This is a genomic window from Vibrio gallicus (genome assembly GCF_024346875.1).
Lineage (GTDB): Bacteria > Pseudomonadota > Gammaproteobacteria > Enterobacterales > Vibrionaceae > Vibrio > Vibrio gallicus.
Genome location: NZ_AP024872.1, coordinates 183,936 through 203,997, shown reverse-complemented (window position 1 = coordinate 203,997; position 20,062 = coordinate 183,936). Strand labels below are relative to the sequence as shown.

Below are 20,062 nucleotides of genomic sequence, written 5' to 3'. Positions count from 1 at the left end.
CTCGAAAAAACATGAACAAGGATGGAGTATGTTTCTCGATTATGTCGCACTTGGGCTTCTAGTATTCGTTGCTCTTGTTATATTCTATGGGATCATAGTAATTCATGATATCCCGTATGAAATTGCTAAAAAACGCAATCACCCTCATCAAGATGCAATCCATGTCACCGGTTGGATAAGCCTATTTACTCTACACGCTTTATGGCCATTTCTTTGGATCTGGGCAACCCTTTGGCGCGAAGATCGCGGATGGGGAATGAATCAAATCCAAAAAGAGCAATCCGATCTTCATCATGATATTACACAATTAAATCAAAAGGTTCTGGATCTATCTCATCAAGTGGCAAAACTTCAGCAATCGCAAAGTGTGCCAAAGAACCAAGGTAAGACTGCAGAAAGCGAGGGAGAGGCGTAATGGATTTACTACTAATACTGACTTACACCGCAATCTGCGTCGCGATATTCAAAATATTTAAGATACCACTCAATAAATGGAGTGTTCCTACCGCAGTACTAGGGGGCATAGTTTTAATAGGAACATTGATTCTATTGATGAACTACAACCACCCTTTCACTCAAATCGGCGGACAGATCTATAACACAACCCCAATTGTTCCTACGGTTAAAGGACGAGTCACTGAGGTTAATGTAAAACCGGATGTCTTTATTCGCCAAGGCGACCCACTGTTTACCATTGAGTCAGCACCTTACAAGTCTGAATTAATGCGCAAACAAGCAGATCTCGCAGCTGCAAAGCAAGCGGTATTTCAACTTGAATCAGCATACAAAGCCGCACAATCAGATGTAATCCGCTCTCAGGCTGAACGCGATAGAGTAAAAAGAGAGTTTAACCGCTACTATACTGGTTATAAAAAAGGTGCTTTCACCGCACAGCAAGTTGATACTCGTCGTCAAAACCTTAAAGGTGCTAACGCCGATCTTGAAGCTAAAATCGCACAACAAAATAGTGCGCGCTTAGCTTATGAGTCTGAAATAGATGGTGAAAATACCACCGTTGCTAGGCTACAAGCTGAAGTTGCCCAAGCTCAATTCAATCTCGATGAGACCATTATTAGAGCCCCAACAGATGGTTACGTAACCCAACTGATTTTACGTCCAGGGCAAATGGCAGTTCCAATACCCATCGCCCCTGCAATGGTGTTCATTCATGCTGAAGAATACTATTACATAGGCGCATTCCGTCAAAACTCACTCCAACGCCTCAAACCGGGCTTCGAGGCGGAATTCTTATTCCGCAGTTTACCGGGTAAAGTATTTACAGGAGAAGTCGTCAACGTGATACCGGCAATGGCGGAAGGACAAGTGCAAACCTCAGGTAGGCTCATAGGCACCAATGCCATCAATACTCAAGGTAGAGCTTTAGTAAAGCTACGCATCAAAGAAGACCTAAAACAGTACGGATTACCATTGGGCACGGCTGTAGAAGTTGCGGTCTACTCTGATAGTTTCCACCATGTATCAATCATGCGCAAAATATTGATACGCATGAAAAGCTGGCAAAACTATTTATACTTGGATCATTAGGGGAGAAGCGGTTCTGTGGTTCTATGGTCCTTTGGCCCTGTGGCGCACATCATCGAAACATCGATTCATCGATACGCTCTTCAATCCATAGAACCACAGGGCCATAGAGCCACAGCACCGCCCTAAAAACGTCATCCCCGCAAAGGCGGGGGTGAACCGGTTCTGTGGTCCTATGGTCCTTTGGCCCTGTGGGATACATCATCGAAACATCGATTCACCGCTACGCTCTTCAATCCATAGAACCACAGGGCCATAGAGCCACAGCACCGCCCTAAAAACGTCATCCCCGCAAAGGCGGGGGTGAACCGGTTCTGTGGTCCTATGGTCCTTTGGCCCTGTGGGATACATCATCGAAACATCGATTCACCGCTACGCTCTTCAATCCATAGAACCACAGGGCCATAGAGCCACAGCACCGCCCTAAAAACGTCATCCCCGCAAAGGCGGGGGTGAACCGGTTCTGTGGTCCTATGGTCCTTTGGCCCTGTGGGATACATCATCGAAACATCGATTCACCGCTACGCTCTTCAATCCATAGAACCACAGGGCCATAGAGCCACAGCACCGCCCTAAAAACGTCATCCCCGCAAAGGCGGGGGTGAACCGGTTCTGTGGTCCTATGGTCCTTTGGCCCTGTGGGATACATCATCGAAACATCGATTCATCGCTACGCTCTTCAATCCATAGAACCACAAATCCACTACCCCCAATTCAAGACTCGAACCTCATTACCCGAGGCCGGCTTTCTTGGTACATTCAACGACAATATTAGCGATACGCCCGCCATCACCGCACCAATAATAAACACTAATCCAGGCGAGCTGAGCCAAATTACCCCAAATGTGACTGGGATAATGATAGCTGCAATGTGATTTATGGTGAAGCTTACTCCGGCTGTTGAGGCCATATCTGAAGGGTCTGCAATCTTTTGAAAGTAGGTTTTTACCGCTAAAGCTAGAGCGAAAAATAGATGGTCAATCACGTATAAGCCTGCGGCAAGATGCGCATTTTCGACAAAGGCATAACCTAAAAATACAACAATTAATCCTGTGTACTCAAACATTAACGCTCTGCGTTCACCTACAACGCCAATAAAGCGACCAATACGTTTAGCAAACAAAAAATTAAAGGCATAGTTAATCAAAAATAGCAGTGTAATGTCCGCGGCGCTGTAGCCAAAATGCTCAACCATCAAGAACCCAGCAAAGACGGTAAAGATCTGGCGCCTTGCTCCACTCATAAAGGTTAACGCGTAATACAGCCAATAACGCTTACGTAGTACCAGTTTTTTACTTTGCGTCGTTTTGGTCTGAAATTGAGGGAAGCTTACCGCCATCACTCCAACTAATACCATGGCAACACCACCCGTGATGGCATAAATGTAGATATAATCAAGCTTGAGCTTCTCTAGCATGACCCACAATGCACCATAAGTAATTAGTGATGCTAACGCGCCCACTGAAATCATCTTTCCTAGCATCTCGGGGGCTTCTTGTTTAGAAAGCCATTGTAGCGATAGGGATTGCTTTAACGTTTCAAAGTAATGAAAGCCTGTCGACATAATAAGTGTCGTCACCAAAAGCCCAGTCAAGCTAGGGAAGAATCCGGTTAAAAATGTCCCCATCCCCAATAAGAACAAAGACACCAACATAAAGCGCTGCTCACGTATAAACAGCAGTACAAACACCACGGTAAACGCTAGAAAACCGGGTATCTCTCGAACGCTTTGTAATAAACCAATATCGGCTCCATCAAAGTTGGCACGTTCAACCACAAAGTTGTTCAGCAAAGCCATCCAACTAGAAAATGCCACCGGCACTATGATTGAGATCAGCAATAAGAAGTTCTGTGGTGTTTGCCACGACTTTGCACCATGTTTCATTGGTTTACCTTCGTTAATATAAACTAATGCCCAAGCTATTAATCTATATAACAACTTGGGCATATATTATGTTGTATCGGGAATCAGCTCTCTATTCGAGATTATCTGAATACCCTTTGGGAGGAGGAGTCCAGCCTCGCTCTCCTTTGTCATGCTTATCAGAGCGATCGCTATTCATCATATTGCGAACTTTATCTTCTAACTCGATAAACAACTTGATGAAGTTATTGTCATAACGCTCTTCTTCCGAGTGATCTAACCAAGCATGATAGAGGTCATTCGAACTTTCTTTCTCTATCTGGATATAAGCGTGACGTTGTTGCTCAATCTGAAAGGGATGAAATCCCATACAGCGTAGGGTTTGCGTACCAAGCTCAAGGGCGGAATGAAAGGTTTCACTTTCTATGTGGTCCGCTCCTGCCTGACGAAGCAGATAAAAATGCCCTCGGTCAAATGCGCGAGCCATCACTTTCACATGCGGATAAGTATGCTTAACATACTTCACCAATTCCGTAGTAGCCTCTTGGTTATCAATCGCTATAACCAGCGCCTTAGCCCCCTCGATCCCAGCTGTATGCAGCATATCCGGTTTGGTTGCATCACCGAAATAGGTCTTGGTTCCCACCCGCCTAAGGTTAGCAACTTGAGTAGCTTGATAATCTAGCACCACAGTTGGAACGCCGTTGCTAACCAGTAGTCGATTGACTATCTGCCCAAAACGCCCCACGCCAGCGATAATAACCGTACCGGTTTCTTCTATTTCATCTTGCTGCTGTTCGTTTGATTTCTGCTCATATTTAGGCTTGATGACCTTATCATAGAAGATAAACAAACCGGGGGTTAAAAACATAGATAACGCAACTACTAAGCTTAGATGGGTTGCCATATCAGCAGGAATAACATGATTTTGCACTGTGAAACTCAGCAACACGAAGCCAAACTCCCCAGCTTGCGCCAAACTCAAGGCAAACAACCAGCGATTGCAACCACGTATCTTAAAAATAAGACCCAAACCATAGAGCACCGCGCCTTTAAGTAGCATCAAGCCTAGAGTCATCGCAATAATCGACGAGAAATCGGTAATCAAAACCGAAAAATCGATGCCCGCCCCTACGGTGATAAAAAACAGCCCCAACAACAAGCCTTTGAACGGCTCAATATTGGATTCGAGTTCGTGGCGAAACTCTGAGTTTGCCAGAACCACACCGGCCAAGAATGTACCTAATGCTGGCGATAACCCAACTAAACTCATCAAAGCCGCGATACCGATAACCAACATAAGTGCAGTTGCGGTAAAAATTTCTCTAAGACCCGATGCGGCAACAAATCGAAACAAAGGCCGACTTAGGAAATGTCCCCCTACAACCACTATCGCGATTGAAGCAGTAATCACCAACCCATACGCCCAGCCGGGTAAGCCCGCAACTAAGCTCAGCTGCTCATGATGATCTGCCGCTTGCGTTACGACATACTTAGCTTTCTCAACTAACTCGGGAAGAGCCAGCAAAGGAATAAAAGCAAGCATAGGAATTACAGCAATATCTTGGAAAAGCAGAACCGAAAAGGCATTTTTGCCCCCTTCTGTTTTGGTCAACCCCTTCTCATTGAAGGTTTGCAGAACAATAGCCGTTGATGACAGTGAGAAAATAAGCCCTATCGCCAGCGCAATAGACCACTGCAAACCAAGCAATAGGCAGATCCCCATCACAATCGCAGCACTAACACCAACTTGCAATCCACCTAGCCCAATCAATCGATTGCGCATCCCCCAAAGCATCTTAGGCTCTAGCTCAAGCCCCACTAAAAACAGCATCATTACGACGCCAAACTCAGCGAAATGCTGAATGGTAGTAGTCTCACTGCCCACAAATCCAGTAACCGGACCTATGATGACACCTGCAATCAAGTAACCCAACACCGAACCAAGACCTAAGCGTTTTGCGATTGGAACAGCAATAACCGCCGCAATCAGATAAATAAATGCCTGTAAAAAATAACCAGTCATGCACGCTCTCCTACAATCACACTAGAAAGGTTGCCACTAATCTGTGGCAATACAGAGGCTTGCTTAATGTCCACCTTATCTGACACCAATGCCTGTAACAGCTCTACGTAACCATTAACATGCTGCTCAATACGCCCTTCCTCGACTGCACTTCGAGAACCAAATAGTGCATATGGAGGAAGATAATCCATACCGATTAAATTGACCGTTTGCTCTATTGGATGCAGTAACTCTCGAATCGAATAATGATTGTAGCCATCCGTTTGGTAGGCAGCCTCACGTCCACCAGCGGTGAGCGCAGTTAAGAAGGTTTTACCATGCAATGCCGTCCCGTCTGTACCATAAGCAAAGCCATACTCTAAGACTAGGTCTTGCCACTCTTTCATAATGGATGGCGTTGAATACCAATACAAAGGAAATTGAAACACAACGACATCGTGGTCAAGCAGTCGTTGTTGTTCAATATTGATATTAATATTATGTCTTGGATAATCTGCATACAGGTCAACACAGGTAACACCAGCGACCTTTTTAGCGGCCTGAAACATCTCGACATTCACCTCAGAGCGTCTCTGAGATGGATGAGCAAATAATATTAATACCTTTTTATCCACCCTATCTTGCACAGTCGCTGATGCTATAGCGGTATCGAGTGACCCCATAATATTTCCTATAAAAAGTATTCAAAAAACACCCACAAATTATAGACTTCTCAACCGTTTACGCCACATTGATTGCAAGGCAAAAACAAACCAGCAACGACATTCGAAACAGTGATCCAATTCAAGTTAACCTAGTTGCATAACGATTAAGCTATAGCGGTTGGAATATTACTCTCTCAATCGCAAGGAGTCGCGATGAAACCCATACATGTATTAGGTGTATGCCTTGGCCTATTCTCTAGCTCTATTTTAGCTAGTACATCATTACCGGGTACACTACCCGACCTTACCCAGTCTGGTGTCGGGTATGCCTGCCTTATTATCTTTGCCCTCGCCTACGGCTTGGTTATGGGGGAAGAACAGCTAAAACTCAAAAAATCCAAGCCAGTACTACTGGCCGCTGGGCTTATTTGGATTCTGATTGGCTTTACCTTTTTGCGCTTAGGCGAGATTGAGCAAGCGAAAACTGCGCTGGACCACAACCTGCTAGAGTATTCAGAACTGCTTTTGTTCTTGCTGGTCGCAATGACCTATATCAATGCGATGGAAGAGCGGCGTTTATTCGATGCATTGCGTGCATGGATGGTAAGTAAAGGGTTTAATCTGCGAAGCCTATTTTGGATTACCGGTATCCTATCCTTCTTTATATCCCCTATCGCAGACAACCTAACCACAGCATTATTGATGTGTGCCGTAGTGATGAAGGTAGGAGGGAGTAACCTAAAATTCATTAATATCGCCTGCGTTAACATCGTAGTTGCAGCAAATGCAGGTGGCGCATTTAGTCCCTTTGGGGACATAACCACCCTCATGGTTTGGCAAGCCGGACATGTTGCTTTCGGCGACTTTTTAACCCTATTCGTGCCATCAGTGGTGAATTACATTATTCCTGCATTTATCATGGCTTGGTTTGTTCCCAAAGAGCAGCCCAATACCGTCAACGAACACGTCGAGTTAAAGCGTGGTGCGAAACGTATTATTGTTCTGTTTATATTCACGATAATTACTGCCGTGGGTTTCCACGCTCTATTCCATTTCCCTCCGGTTATCGGAATGATGATGGGCCTAGCCTATTTGCAATTCTTTGGGTTCTATCTCAAGAAATCACTTCCTCGTTCTCTAGAGCGTAAGCGTGCATTGGCTCAAGCAAATCATGATGAGGCTGCCCTGCATCGTTTAGGTTCTGTGGTTCCTTTCGATGTGTTTCGCCGAGTATCCCACGCCGAATGGGATACCTTATTATTCTTTTATGGCGTTGTTATGTGTGTGGGAGGTTTAAGCCTTCTGGGGTACCTGGGTATGGTCTCTGAAATCATGTACACCCAGTGGGATCCGGTGTGGGCTAATGTCGCGGTGGGTGTGCTGTCCGCCATAGTCGATAATATTCCAGTAATGTTTGCTATTTTAACCATGCAACCTGACCTAACAATGGGCAATTGGTTATTGGTGACACTTACCGCTGGCGTTGGAGGCAGTTTACTCTCAATTGGCTCTGCGGCAGGGGTAGCGCTGATGGGCGCAGCTCATGGAAAGTATACTTTTTTTGGCCACTTAAAGTGGATGCCGATTATTGCTTTAGGCTATGCAGCCAGTATCGCAACTCACCTCGCAATAAATGGACATCTATTTTAGAGAGTAATTAGCCACTAGATCGCGTCTTTACCTCGCAATTTTAAGCAGGCAAAGACGCAATCAGTTCTCATTTTGATCTGCGTCATAAATGAGTAGCACGCAATATGGGTAACTAATTACACATAACTAAAAAAGAGCCATTCCCATGATGCATGTTAATTCAAACCGACTCGTCGACAACTTTATTAAATTGATTAAGATCGACAGTGAATCCGGTAACGAACTCGAAGTTGCTATCGAAATTGAATCTCAACTTCAGCAATTAGGCTTTGATGTTGAGCGTCTAGCCGTTCCTGAAAACCTATCTAACGGTTTCAATATTTATGCCAAACTGCAAGGTAAACTGGACGACAGTGTCGTATTAAGCTGTCATATGGATACCGTTGCACCAGGCAAGGCTATCGAGCCTATCATCGAGAACGGTATCATTCGCTCTGCCGGCGATACCATCCTTGGAGGCGACGATAAGTCAGGTATTGCCGCAATTATCGAAGCTGTGAAAACCATTCAACAGCAAAATATTGAGCACAAAACTATCGAAATTGCCTTCACCGTATTCGAAGAAGGCGGACTACGTGGCTCAAAACAGTTCGATATCAATAAGATTGAATCACGCAATGGTATCGTGCTCGATACTGGCGGTCCGATCGGTACCATTATTACCGTCGCACCTGGACAGCAAAACATTAAGGTTAACATTACAGGTAAGCCGGCCCATGCAGGACTTGCACCCGAGCAAGGCATTAATGCATTAACCGTTGCAGCTGACGCTATCAGCAACATGAAGCTATCGCGCATTGATAGTGAAACGACTGCCAATATCGGTATTGTAAAAGGCGGCCATGCAACAAACGTGGTAATGCCAACACTCTATTTAGAGGCAGAAGCGCGTTCTATCGACGAACAAAAACTCGCGATACAGGTTGCCCATATGGTTGAAACGTTCGAAGCAGCGGCAGAGAAACACGGCGCAGAGATCTCCATTGAGACAAGTCGTGCTTACAACCCATTCCAGCTAGATTGCTCACACCCACATATTGTCGCAATGCAGCAAGCCTTCACCGACCTTGATATTGAACCTCGATTAGCCGCTACCGGTGGCGGAAGCGACGCCAACGTATTCTCAGAAAAAGGATTAACCATTGCCAACGTTTCAACCGGTATGTCCAAAGTGCACACCACCGAAGAATTTATCGCCATTGAAGATATGCAAAAAGTCAGCGAATTTTTAGTGTGTTATTTGAGAAGCGGTTCTGTGGTTCTGTGATCCTGTGGTTCTGTGGTCCTATGGTCCTTTGGGGCGCATCATCGAAACATCGATTCATCGCTACGCTCTTCAATCCATAGGGCCATAGAGCCACAGCACCGCCGTAAAAACGTCGTCCCCGCACAGGCGGGGATCTGTAGTCTCTCAAAAACCAATCAAGTGCATTGCACCAATTGAAGCCCGAGTCCCAACAGCTCCCGGCTTAAAACAACGGGGGTGAATCGGTTCTGTGGTCCTATGATCCTATGGCCCTGTAGCGCACATCATCGAAACATCGATTCATCGCTACGCTCTTCAATCCATAGAACCACAGGGCCATAGAGCCACAGCACCGCCCTAAAAACGTCATCCCCGCGCAGGCGGGGATCTGTAGTCTCTCAAAAACCAATCAAGTGCATTGCACCAATTGAAGCCCGAGTCCCAACAGATCCCGGCTTAAAACAACGGGGGGGAACCGGTTCTGTGGTCCTATGACCCTATGGTCCTTTGGGGCGCATCATCGAAACATCGATTCATCGCTACGCTCTTCAATCCATAGAGCCACAGCACCGCCCTTAAAACCACCACAACACTTGTCAAAAAACATCATAAATTTGTTTAGCAGTGGTTTAGCTCATTATCATAATCCCATACAATAGCCGTAATTAATTTCTAACCGGTAACCCAATGAATTATTTTACAAATTTCCTTAAAGGCATGGCGATGGGAGCCGCTGACGTTGTACCCGGAGTATCTGGGGGTACGATTGCCTTTATTACCGGCGTTTATGACACCTTACTTGAAAGCATTCGACGCATTAATCCCAGCTTGATTGGTATCTTGAGAAATCAAGGGATAAAGGGGGCATTTGCACATATTAATGGCTTGTTTTTAATTAGCCTGTTTGCTGGGATTTTCACCAGCATTCTAACCCTAGCAAAGCTAATCTCTTGGCTGCTGGTTACCCATCCCGTTCCATTGTGGTCATTTTTCTTCGGCCTAATTTTGGTTTCGGTGTGGCATATGCTAAAGCAGATCACCTCTTTTTCGATACTAAAATGGAGCAGCCTATTGATAGGTATTGGGATAGCCTTCATGATCACCGTGCTTAATCCCCTACACCTTGAACCTACCGGCGTAAATATCGTTATGGCAGGCGCGATAGCCATTTGTGCCATGATTCTACCCGGCATTTCTGGCAGCTTTATACTGCTATTAATTGGGATGTATGCACCTGTTTTAGCCGCAGTGAAAGGATTTCAGATCAATACTCTCGCGTTATTTATGTTCGGTTGTATCGCAGGCTTATTGAGCTTCTCACATCTTCTCTCATGGCTACTAAAACGCTATAGAGATATGACCTTTATGTTTTTGGTCGGTCTTATGCTTGGAACGTTACCGAAAATTTGGCCATGGAAAGAGACCATAACTTGGCGCACTAATTCCAGTGGAGAACAGGTGCCACTGCTACAGCATAATCTAACGCCTAGCGCCTTTGAGTCACTATTTCATACTTCATCACAGCTACCCCTTGCGATTGCTATGATGTTGCTTGCGATTGGGTTAGTACTTACCCTTGAAAGATTTGGAAAGCACTAATGAAAAACAAAATAATTAAAATCCCTGTGCTGATTGCAGCTTTAACCTTGGGTTTCTTTTCTCATGACATCATTGAGGCCATAAAACCTGCTCCGCAACAAATCACCTATTGTGAGGCTTCAATCTCAGGGTGTCAGAATAATGGTGTAACTATAAAAATGGATAGTGATGTCGCCAAAGCCATGCAACCTACCGCGATTAATATTGATTGGCCTAACCAAGCTTCAGATACACTCCTAGTAGAGCTTGAAGGGAAAGAAATGCACATGGGTGTCGCAAAATTTGTATTACAACGTGACCACGGCAACAAGTTTACCGGTAGTCTATTGTTACCTGCTTGTCACAGTGAAAAAATGACTTGGATAGGAAAGGTGAGCGCACCTGATACACCACAGTCAATACCGCTGTTAGTTAGGATGGAAAAATGAGTAAAGCTTGGTCACTAGTTCTGGTTGTCGCCTTTGTACTTGGATACGGATTAAAATCCTATTTGGACAATCAACAACAAGTGGCCAATCAACAAACTGAATTATCCTCTCACTACCCTATGGTAAGTGGCGAGGGAAACCAGCAATTTCCATTGTTTGACTCAACGGATCCTAGAGTGAACGTGGTTTACTTCGGTTTTACACGCTGCCCTGATGTATGCCCTACTTCACTAGCCATGTTAGCAGCGGCGTTAAATCAAGTTGATGACAATACGCTTAATAAAATCCGTCCCATCCTGATTACCTTAGATCCAGAAAGAGATTCAGGGGATGATACCAACACCTATGCGCAATATTTCCATCCAAACTTTGAAGGCTACTCCACAGATCCTGCGACTCTCGAAACCCTAGCCAACCGCTATGGTGTGGTCTATATACGCAGTGAACTTCAAGATTCTGCCCTCGAATATACCGTTGACCACAACTCTTATTTCTATTTTCTAGCTCCTGATGGGACTGAAATTACCAAGGTGCAACACACCCTTTCACCTGCACCTCTCATAAAAACCATAAATCAAATCACCAGTGAGACCTTATAATGAAAACTCGTTTTATCACACTTCTACTGTGCCTACTCTCTCCTCTTGCTTGGTCAAGCTCAGTTGTAGAAGTCTCCCATGCTTGGGCTAAAGAAACGCCACCAACCGCCACTACCAGCGCGATATTCCTAACCTTGTCCAACCCAACAAAGACCGACAGAAACCTTATATCTGCTAGTACTGAAGCGGCAGGTATTACAGAACTGCACACCCATCTTAAAGAAAATGGCATCATGAAAATGCGTCAAGTGAAAAGCATTGCCATCCCTGCTGGCAAAAGCACACAGCTTAAACCACATGGCTTACATGTGATGCTATTTGACCTTAAACAGCCACTTACTGAAGGCATGATAATTCCACTAAGCTTAACTTTGGACAGTGGACGTGTAATAAACTTATCTGTACCTGTTAAAAAAATGGTAATGCATAAATGATACCTCCGGTAACTTTGGGCTGGCAGCCTTTTTTTCAACAACAGCTAGCCCTTGAGGATTACGAACAAAACAAAATTGCTCGAATTAGCGCTCACCATCGCTCGGGTTATGTCGTACAAACTGAAACCGATACAATTCAACTGCCAATCCATGAATCGTTACCGGCAATGACAGTTGGTGATTGGGTAATATTAACCGCTGACAATACATTTTCACGACTATTAGAGAGAACCTCATTATTCTCGCGCAAAGCCGCTGGGAGTAAGGTTGCAGAGCAATATATTGCCGCTAATATCGATACCGTATTTATCGTTATGTCGCTCAATGATGACTTTAATTTAAGTCGCGTCGAACGCTATCTTGCACTAGCTAATGAGTCTCAAGTTGAGCCTGTTATTGTTTTAACCAAGCAAGACCTCTGTAACGATGGGGAGCTTCTCAAAGCTCAAGTTCAGGCATTAGACCCAATGTTAATGGTCGAAATGGTCAACGCTCTAAACGAAACCAGTGTTGCCCGTTTACTACCATGGTGTAACACTGGCAAAACCGTCGCCTTTATGGGCTCTTCAGGCGTAGGCAAATCAACACTAGTAAACTCTTTGTTAGGAGAGTCCGCTCAAAAAACTGGCTCGATTCGAGACGACGACAGCAAAGGCCGCCACACAACGACCGGCCGTACCCTGCTCAGCATGCCAAGTGGCGCGGTATTACTAGATACCCCAGGTATGCGCGAATTACAGTTAGCAAATGTCTCCCAAGGAATAAGTGAAACCTTCTCGGATATCGAAACACTTGCCCAACAATGTCGCTTTTCGGATTGCTCACACCAAGGAGAACCCGGCTGTGCGATTCAAACAGCACTCGATAGCGGCGACTTAGACACTCGCAGACTCAATAATTACCTTAAATTACAACGCGAACAAGCTCGCAACAGCGCAACCTTAGCCGAATTGCGCTCACACGATAAGCAACTCGGAAAAATGTATAAATCACACCAAAACGACGCTCGTTCACGTAAGAATAAGTGAGGAGCGTATCGGTGTATCGGTGTGGCGATGAGCGATGATGTACCCCATAGGATCATAGAACCACAGCACCACAGAACCGCTCTCCCCCCCATCCCGGTAGTCTTTTAAGCCGGGATCTGTAGTCCTTCACAATCCACGTGAAGCAACACACCCAATTAGGTACCCGAGACTACAGATCCCCGCCTGCGCGGGGATGACGATTTTGAAGGGTGTGGCGATGTAGCGATGATGTACCCCATAGGATCATAGAACCACAGCACCACAGAACCGCTCTCCCCCCCCCCTCATCCATCACTCCTCACCAAACAGACATACCCTTTCGCTGGTATCGTTATATTCAGTTCTTCATCTTGAAGGGTATATTCCAATCCCGATGCAATATCTCGCATCGGGTAGCTCCATTGAGTTGTCACTAACTTGGGCTTATCAGATTTATTTATAGCAACGACTCCAAGCTCACCACGTTGGAAGACTAAATGCTCATCGCTTACCTCTAAAACGAGCATACGGCTGCCATGAACTCGATTATGGAACGCTATTAAGCTCTTCATTCTAGGGTCTTGCCATGAATTTACCCAACGCGGTTGCCCAGTGTGAGTTTGTATGCCACTGGTATTTAAGTCCGTATACACTAACGGCACACCACCATCTCGGCATAAAACATAGCAATACGCGAGCCATTCATATTCTTCAGGCATAATCAGCCCTTTAAAGGCATCGTTATTTGGAATATCGTGCGTAATCGCAAAGGTAATGGCACGCTTTCGCCTTAGCGCCTCACCTAAGCTATAAGGATCGCTTAGCGAGGACATGCGCCCTTTATCTTGAAATGCCTTAAACACCGTATTAAATAACGGAAAATCATAGGCAGCCAGCTGAGTTTTGCTTAAGTAGGGTTTTAAAAACAGCTCATACTCTTGTTTCGTTGCCCCACCATCGGTAATGATTTCACCAAAAATGTGCACTCCCTCAGTAATCTCTGGAGTCCACACCTTACAGATTTGCTCGATACTAATATGTTTCGCCGCATCAATACGAAAACCTTTTACGCCGAGTTGCTTCAGTGCTCTTAGATAATTCTTTTGCTGAGCGGTGACGTAATCACTCTCTTTTAAGGTTGGAAGCCCTGGGTCATCTGGGCCACCAGTGATACGACCATTTTGTACCTGGTATTTATCTTGCCAATCAACAATACCAAACGCATCAACAAAATCTTTGTTAGTAAACAGGGGTTCAGAGAGATCGCCAAATAGCTTTAGCGACTCATAAAAGCATTCATTACTTTGGTAGTGTTGGCGTTCCTGTTGGCTTGGGTACTCAAGGTCATCCCTTAAATACGCTTCATTTGCCATATGGTTAAATACAACATCTACATAAATCCGCAATCCCCATTTGTTGGCCTCAACCATCATCTGTTTAAAGTCGAGCGTATTACCTAGCTGGTTATCAATGATACGGTAGTCTTGAGGTTGATAGCGTTGCCACCAAGGGGTTCCGTTGGCGTTCTTTAGACTTTTCATTGGTGGTGACACAAGCACCGTCTTATAACCTAGCTCAACAATATACTTCGCCTGCTGAGCAACCATAGAATACGGCCAATCAAAAGCATGAAGGATCACATCACTAGTGCAAGCGCTTGAATCAAACTGAACTGACATGAGACACCTCTAAATTATTAAACCTATTCACTTATTAATTTAATCGATCATAAACCTCTGATTAACTTACAAGAATCATGCCTGATATGAAATCCTCCCCATAACATTTAATTAAAGGATGAGAAAATCAGCATCACTAATAATAAAAGGCGGAACGACTGGATGAGACGAGATTAACCGCTAAAAATCATCTAATTTACAGATTAATAATTCAAACACTAGCCCACAAATTAGTGTATTTAACCAATAACAAGTGGGTAATTTATTGAATCGACACTTTAAAATGATATCCAACTTGTCACCAATAAGGCGATTTCAGCGAAATGCCGTTTAACTTTTGTACAATATTACACCTATACTTACCCAAACTTTTATGGGAGAAGTAGAATGTTTCGATTCTTGATCTTATTACTTGTGAGTTTTAGTTTTTCAGCCTCTAGTAACGACTTAATGAAGTTGTATAAGTCAGAAAACGAAATTGAATACAGTGACCTAGTTATCAGCGTCAAAGGTTACAAAGTACCGACGCGTGCGGCGTTTCGAGGATGGATGTTGATGAATGGCGCGCAAAAGCGTGTACAGGAAATAGCCGATCAACTCAAAGCTGCCGGTATCACTGAAGAGCCGATGAAAACGATGCCTATGCATTTAATATTATTACAAGGTACCAATTGGGCGATGAATGGCACTTCAGTATTTACAATTCCGGCCAAAAAGCAGGTCCCGAATATGGTGCGCACCGTAAAATTCATCCAACAACACGTCGAACCGGTGCTAGGCCCTCTTATTCCGGTATCTGGAGATAGAACGCAGTATTACAATCAAACCTCAGGCGGGGCAACAAAGAGTAAGCACCTTAGCTTTTGTGCTCTTGATTTAGTACCGATTAATAACATCACTCGCAGTGAGCTCCATAAAAAATTATGGAGTATATATAACGCAGTCGGCAGAAAGAATAATATGGGGATGGGGATCTATTCAGGTGTTCGTTTTCATATAGATACGTGTGGATTTAGAAACTGGTAAACCCACATTTATCTGTAATTAACCTTACGCTATCTGTAAATACTTGTGTGTTTGAATCGATAAGCGCCAATTTTTTTGTATACAGGTATCAATACACAATTGCGTTGCTCGAGGCTTTTGACTGATGGGTTGCAGTAGTATTTCAACACCATCAGTCACAGGATGATTAACCAGTAGTTGCTCTAAATCATCGATGTCAGACTGCTTTGCTACTGGGTGCTTTACCTCATTAGCGCGCGTCATTGGCTGCGCTTTAATTGGCAGCTTACCTTTCATACCAATCTTAGGCGAAACCGTTACCCAAGTGCTAGGGGTTGCTTGGATATCAAAGGTGCCACTGGTTTCAATCTGGCAACGATACCCCTTTTCTTCCAGCAATGTGGTCAACGGAACAAGGTCGTATTGACATGGCTCTCCACCGGTAATCACCACATGCTTCGCGGTATAGTTTTCTAAACAGTACGCAACCAGCGACGCTTCAGATTGCTGACACCACAATTCACTATCACCAGATTTAGCGATAATAGTGCCGAAGTCGGTTTGCTTGTCTGGTTGTACTTCCCAGGTTTGCTTAGTGTCACACCATGCACAGCCAACAGGACAGCCTTGCAAACGAATAAAGATAGAAGGAACCCCAGTAAAAAAACCTTCGCCTTGAATTGTTTCAAAAATTTCGTTTACTTGAAGCATTCTATCTCTCTTAATCAATTTCATTGGTCTGTTTTTCAAACTAATCCATGCCAGATTAATTTTGGGCGCTGATTGTAGCAAGAATCATCCAATCCCCCAATCAAAAACAAGTATAGATGAAACGCAAAAGGCAGAGCTTTCGCTCTGCCTTGATATTCTTTATTCAGATATTATAGGTAGTAGCGCATACCTATAGTCCACTTATCTTTGCCATCACCGTAAACACCATCACCACCAAGGTCTAGCTCGTATGCTGCATAGCCTATGAAATTAGGGGTAATTGTCTGCTCAGCTTGAAAAGCAAGTTGACTGTATTTGGTCTCGTTTCGTTTATCATCTTCAAGTGCTTCATAGTTCACTATTAGATTCAAACCAAAATCGAGTCCGTAGGCACCAATCAGTTCATAACCCGTTGAATCTTCAATTCGGACGCCTGGCAGAACATCGCTATCTACGCTATCTACATACTCATTCATTGCATATACACCAGCAACAAAGATACCATCACCGTAAGAGCCGTACTTAGCACTCACGATATTAGACATAGCATCCTCGTCTGCAGGGCGATATTTACCAGTAGTAAACGCATAACCGACTTGGAACTCACCAAAGGTACCGGTCAATGCAACCTGAACGCGGTCACCGTTATCAGCGCCGTCATCACCTTGCCAACCTAAACCACCAGCGAGTACAAAACCGCCTAGGTCAAAACTTTTACGGTAGCTCAGCATTTTATCTGCACGTGCCGTACCCAATGACTTGTGGTTTTCATATAAAAAGTCATTGGCATAAACGATAGGTTGATCCGCAATTCCACCAACGTCATAGTATGGTGCCCATTGGGTACCCGCTACAAGGCGTCCATATTGCTCATGTGTTACACCAACATAGCCTAGACGAGTAGTGAACGTTTCATCGCCACCATCTAAAAAGTTTAATTGCCACTCACCTTTTGCATCAACTTTAAAGCCATTTCCAATGTCTTGAGTTGCATTAAAATTAATACGTGGAGAATTGGTACCTACATCGGTTTCACCATCTTCTTCACCATTAATATTAGCGGAGACGTGACCACCAATAGAGAATGTAGAGCCTTCATTATTATAAAGCTCCACTGCGAACGTTGGGGCGCTTACTACTGATGCCGCAACTAAACTTGCTAGTACTGTTTTTTTCATAATGTATTTCCATTTACCTATGTATAAAAAACGTGTTTTAGAACACTGTTATTTTCGTACCGCAAAACCAATTTATTTTGTCATTGCTTTCTGCAATCAAGAACGGGTGATGTGCCTCTAATTAACCGAGTTCACAACTAGTCCTACAAATCAGCTTTTGTTACAGCGTAGTAACGAATTTTTAATATTCCAACTTTAAATCGGGCATAGATCACAAAATAAGACCCGTAATAGCAAATTAATGGCTCAATGATGGGTATTTATCCATTTTAGTACTGCTTACGCTTTATCTTTGCCTACGCAGCATCAGGCAATCTCCATCTACGTAACAGGTTATTTTAAAGGCAGATAGTACGTATTTATGGGGGATTTTTATTTCTGATCTTAAAGATTCAATGAAGTGCAGTTAATGATTTATCGTGAGCGCATAAAGCTATAAGCACCTAGGTTGCGCTGAGATATTTATATGAAATAAGCCCCTTTAATCTCTAAATAGAAGATAAAGAGTGAAATAGCACCTAGTCATGAAATAGTTGATGACCGGCATCAAGCAGATAGATACGTTGAAAGGGAAAGTTAGAGCGATTGAGGTGAATTGATGATCGAAGCGGTAAGTAAAATAAGCCCAAGCCTTTAAACTTGGGCACTAGACTATTTGTAGGCAACACCCATTAGTACTGGAGCGTCCTGGCCGTCCTCCAATGTGATACTAAATGGTATTGATAACTCTATATCGCTAAAGCCAGCATCATGTAGAGCTTTATGAGCGCTCTCTTGGGTCAAGCCTTCGCTTTCATTTTGTGCAAGCCAATCCCAATGAACAAAAACCCCATCGCTATCAAGTAGCGAATGAATGATAAAGGCTGAATCTTTAAAGTTTTCTAGAAAACCACAAACAGAAGATGCAACCACTAAATCAAACTGACCACGAAACGCTGGATGTTGCGCAGCTAAGCCTCGGGAGAGTTTATCAACTACCGGTTCAACATTGGTTAAGAGTTTCTTATCTAACTCCTCAATCATGGCCTCAGAAGAGTCCAGAGCTACAATATTTCTCGCCAACGGAGACATACGCTCACTCAATAAACCCGTCCCACACCCGAAGTCGATAACTCGAGATGAGCTCAGTTTATTAAGCGCTAGCAACTCTTGAAATACGAGGTCTGAAAACTGAGTGGCGGTTTTATTGCTTTCCCACTCCGCGGCATATTCATCCCAATTGTGCACGATCTGAAATCCTATCCTCAAACTTTATTTACATGGTGTAGTAAAGCAAATCTCAATGAAAAAAGATACAAAATTGCATTCAATACAAATAGATATTGGGATTTGAGTTACAGAAGTCTCAATTTGTCACTGTGCATCGCGACAAAAGCCGTATTTCCAGCGTAAACTGACCTTTCGCTGACAATTTTTTTGTCGGCTCTTATTCGACTTAGTGGTAGGTAATCCATTAATGAACCTCGCACATATACAAGCCTTTATAACCGTCGCCAGGCTCGACTCAGTTTCTGCGGCAGCTCGACATCTTGATTGCAACCGCACTAAACTGAGTATGGCGATAAAAGCACTCGAGAAAGAGTTAGCAACAGAGTTATTTATTCGAAGTGGCAACAACCTATCTCTTTCTGAAGCAGGGAAAGCCATTATCAAGGATGCAGAGGCATTACTGGTGGCGGAATCTAGAATCAAGCAGATATGTCAGCACGTACATGGCAACTTTAACGCAGAGATGTGGATAGCACGTGACGATTCCATTCCCGATGATGTGTGGCAACAACTGTCCCATCGCTTGAACAATAAATACCCCGCTACCTCATTTAATATCGTACTCGCTTCAAGTGGAGACCTTGCCAATCTAGTTGAAACCTCTCAAGTTGACTTTGCCTTCGGTGTTGATTACGAACGCGAGGATGACCCTAGAATTCTATACACCCCCATAGCCAAAATACGCATGATGTCGGTATGTAAAGCGGGACATACTTTAAGTCGATCGCGCCGCGTGTCCGATGAAGACCTCAGAAATACACCTCAAGCCTCCATGGCTTACCTAAATGAGAAAGAAAACCCAGAGCTACAGCCTTTTTCGCGCAAGTATATCGGCTTCTCTAGCTTTGACTATATCTTGGCCACCATTGATACCGAAGGTGCCTGGGGGGTTCTTCCTGAGCCTCTAATCCGCGACAAATTACGTCAGCAGCAATTGTCAGTAATTAAACACACCTATGGACTCACTCAGGAAGACTACTGCATGTTTAGTGCATCCGGCATGGAGGCGAGTCCAGCGATGAGCTGGCTTTGTGATCAACTAAGCGATTACCTGTTTGATTTTTAATCACCTCAGTGAGCGTCAATATAGTTGACAGTCACGTGTACAGCTAAGTCATTGATTTAATTAAAAAGCAACATATTAAGCCTTATATGCAACCGCTATCAAATAAATCAATGAT

The 20,062-nt window shown here is 44.1% G+C and carries 18 protein-coding genes; 11 read left to right on the top strand and 7 right to left on the bottom strand.

All coding sequences use genetic code 11. The annotated features are described in order from the left end of the window. Nucleotides 1–28 precede the first annotated feature (28 nt). Together OCU28_RS12610 and OCU28_RS12605 are read left to right on the top strand one after the other, a co-directional pair. Complete coding sequence (locus OCU28_RS12610) at nucleotides 29–415, top strand: DUF3302 domain-containing protein (RefSeq protein ID WP_261818037.1); 387 nt, start codon at nucleotides 29–31, stop codon at nucleotides 413–415. Continuing rightward, nucleotides 415–1,545: an HlyD family secretion protein gene (locus tag OCU28_RS12605; protein ID WP_261818036.1), complete on the top strand. Its 1,131-nt coding sequence runs from the start codon at nucleotides 415–417 to the stop codon at nucleotides 1,543–1,545. The genes OCU28_RS12610 and OCU28_RS12605 overlap by 1 nt, the downstream gene beginning before the upstream one ends. A gap of 700 nt (nucleotides 1,546–2,245) precedes the next feature. Here OCU28_RS12605 and OCU28_RS12600 read toward each other — a convergent pair. The 3 genes from OCU28_RS12600 to OCU28_RS12590 all read right to left on the bottom strand — a co-directional run bounded on the left by OCU28_RS12600 (nucleotide 2,246) and on the right by OCU28_RS12590 (nucleotide 6,094). Continuing rightward, entirely contained in the window at nucleotides 2,246–3,427 is a 1,182-nt protein-coding gene (locus OCU28_RS12600; protein WP_261818035.1) for an MFS transporter, read from the bottom strand. Nucleotides 3,428–3,518: 91 nt separating this feature from the next. Then, complete coding sequence (locus OCU28_RS12595) at nucleotides 3,519–5,432, bottom strand: monovalent cation:proton antiporter-2 (CPA2) family protein (RefSeq protein ID WP_261818034.1); 1,914 nt, start codon at nucleotides 5,430–5,432, stop codon at nucleotides 3,519–3,521. Continuing rightward, the gene (locus OCU28_RS12590; RefSeq protein ID WP_261818033.1) at nucleotides 5,429–6,094 is read right to left on the bottom strand and encodes an NAD(P)H-dependent oxidoreductase; all 666 of its coding nucleotides are present in this window, start codon (nucleotides 6,092–6,094) and stop codon (nucleotides 5,429–5,431) included. The genes OCU28_RS12595 and OCU28_RS12590 overlap by 4 nt, the downstream gene beginning before the upstream one ends. 195 nt (nucleotides 6,095–6,289) lie before the next feature. Here OCU28_RS12590 and nhaD point away from each other — a divergent pair, with 195 nt between their 5' ends. The 7 genes from nhaD (at nucleotide 6,290) to rsgA (ending at nucleotide 13,060) form a co-directional block, all read left to right on the top strand. Continuing rightward, nucleotides 6,290–7,726 carry a sodium:proton antiporter NhaD gene (nhaD, locus tag OCU28_RS12585; protein WP_261818032.1) on the top strand — a complete coding sequence of 479 codons (1,437 nt, stop codon included), beginning with the start codon at nucleotides 6,290–6,292 and terminating at the stop codon, nucleotides 7,724–7,726. Between the two features lie 145 nt (nucleotides 7,727–7,871). Further along, nucleotides 7,872–8,993: a M20/M25/M40 family metallo-hydrolase gene (locus OCU28_RS12580; RefSeq protein ID WP_261818031.1), complete on the top strand. Its 1,122-nt coding sequence runs from the start codon at nucleotides 7,872–7,874 to the stop codon at nucleotides 8,991–8,993. Nucleotides 8,994–9,659: 666 nt separating this feature from the next. Beyond that, nucleotides 9,660–10,571, top strand: coding sequence for a DUF368 domain-containing protein (locus OCU28_RS12575; protein WP_261818030.1), 912 nt, complete (start codon nucleotides 9,660–9,662; stop codon nucleotides 10,569–10,571). Further along, a complete protein-coding gene (locus OCU28_RS12570; RefSeq protein ID WP_261818029.1) occupies nucleotides 10,571–10,999 on the top strand; it encodes a hypothetical protein in 429 nt (142 codons plus the stop codon). Before OCU28_RS12575 ends, OCU28_RS12570 begins: the two co-directional genes overlap by 1 nt. Then, nucleotides 10,996–11,598, top strand: coding sequence for an SCO family protein (locus OCU28_RS12565; protein ID WP_261818028.1), 603 nt, complete (start codon nucleotides 10,996–10,998; stop codon nucleotides 11,596–11,598). The genes OCU28_RS12570 and OCU28_RS12565 overlap by 4 nt, the downstream gene beginning before the upstream one ends. After that, a complete protein-coding gene (locus OCU28_RS12560; protein ID WP_261818027.1) occupies nucleotides 11,598–12,032 on the top strand; it encodes a copper chaperone PCu(A)C in 435 nt (144 codons plus the stop codon). The genes OCU28_RS12565 and OCU28_RS12560 overlap by 1 nt, the downstream gene beginning before the upstream one ends. Further along, nucleotides 12,029–13,060: a ribosome small subunit-dependent GTPase A gene (rsgA, locus tag OCU28_RS12555; RefSeq protein ID WP_261818026.1), complete on the top strand. Its 1,032-nt coding sequence runs from the start codon at nucleotides 12,029–12,031 to the stop codon at nucleotides 13,058–13,060. Before OCU28_RS12560 ends, rsgA begins: the two co-directional genes overlap by 4 nt. A 284-nt stretch (nucleotides 13,061–13,344) precedes the next feature. Here the strand turns inward: rsgA and OCU28_RS12550 are convergent, their stop codons facing one another. Next, on the bottom strand, nucleotides 13,345–14,718 hold the full coding sequence (locus OCU28_RS12550) for an alpha-amylase family protein (protein ID WP_261818025.1): 1,374 nt from the start codon (nucleotides 14,716–14,718) through the stop codon (nucleotides 13,345–13,347). Nucleotides 14,719–15,105: 387 nt separating this feature from the next. On the opposite strand from OCU28_RS12550, the gene OCU28_RS12545 reads away from it, so the two are divergent. Beyond that, nucleotides 15,106–15,744 carry a D-Ala-D-Ala carboxypeptidase family metallohydrolase gene (locus OCU28_RS12545; protein WP_261818024.1) on the top strand — a complete coding sequence of 213 codons (639 nt, stop codon included), beginning with the start codon at nucleotides 15,106–15,108 and terminating at the stop codon, nucleotides 15,742–15,744. A gap of 24 nt (nucleotides 15,745–15,768) precedes the next feature. On the opposite strand, the gene queE is transcribed toward OCU28_RS12545, so the two are convergent. The 3 genes from queE to OCU28_RS12530 form a co-directional block, all read right to left on the bottom strand. After that, on the bottom strand, nucleotides 15,769–16,434 hold the full coding sequence (queE, locus tag OCU28_RS12540) for a 7-carboxy-7-deazaguanine synthase QueE (protein ID WP_261818023.1): 666 nt from the start codon (nucleotides 16,432–16,434) through the stop codon (nucleotides 15,769–15,771). Nucleotides 16,435–16,604: 170 nt separating this feature from the next. Then, nucleotides 16,605–17,612 carry a porin gene (locus OCU28_RS12535; RefSeq protein ID WP_261818022.1) on the bottom strand — a complete coding sequence of 336 codons (1,008 nt, stop codon included), beginning with the start codon at nucleotides 17,610–17,612 and terminating at the stop codon, nucleotides 16,605–16,607. A gap of 651 nt (nucleotides 17,613–18,263) precedes the next feature. Continuing rightward, the gene (locus OCU28_RS12530; protein WP_261818303.1) at nucleotides 18,264–18,842 is read right to left on the bottom strand and encodes a class I SAM-dependent DNA methyltransferase; all 579 of its coding nucleotides are present in this window, start codon (nucleotides 18,840–18,842) and stop codon (nucleotides 18,264–18,266) included. Nucleotides 18,843–19,068: 226 nt separating this feature from the next. Here OCU28_RS12530 and OCU28_RS12525 point away from each other — a divergent pair, with 226 nt between their 5' ends. Then, nucleotides 19,069–19,947, top strand: a complete 879-nt coding sequence (locus OCU28_RS12525; protein ID WP_261818021.1) for a LysR family transcriptional regulator — start codon at nucleotides 19,069–19,071, stop codon at nucleotides 19,945–19,947. The last annotated feature ends 115 nt before the right edge of the window (nucleotides 19,948–20,062 follow it).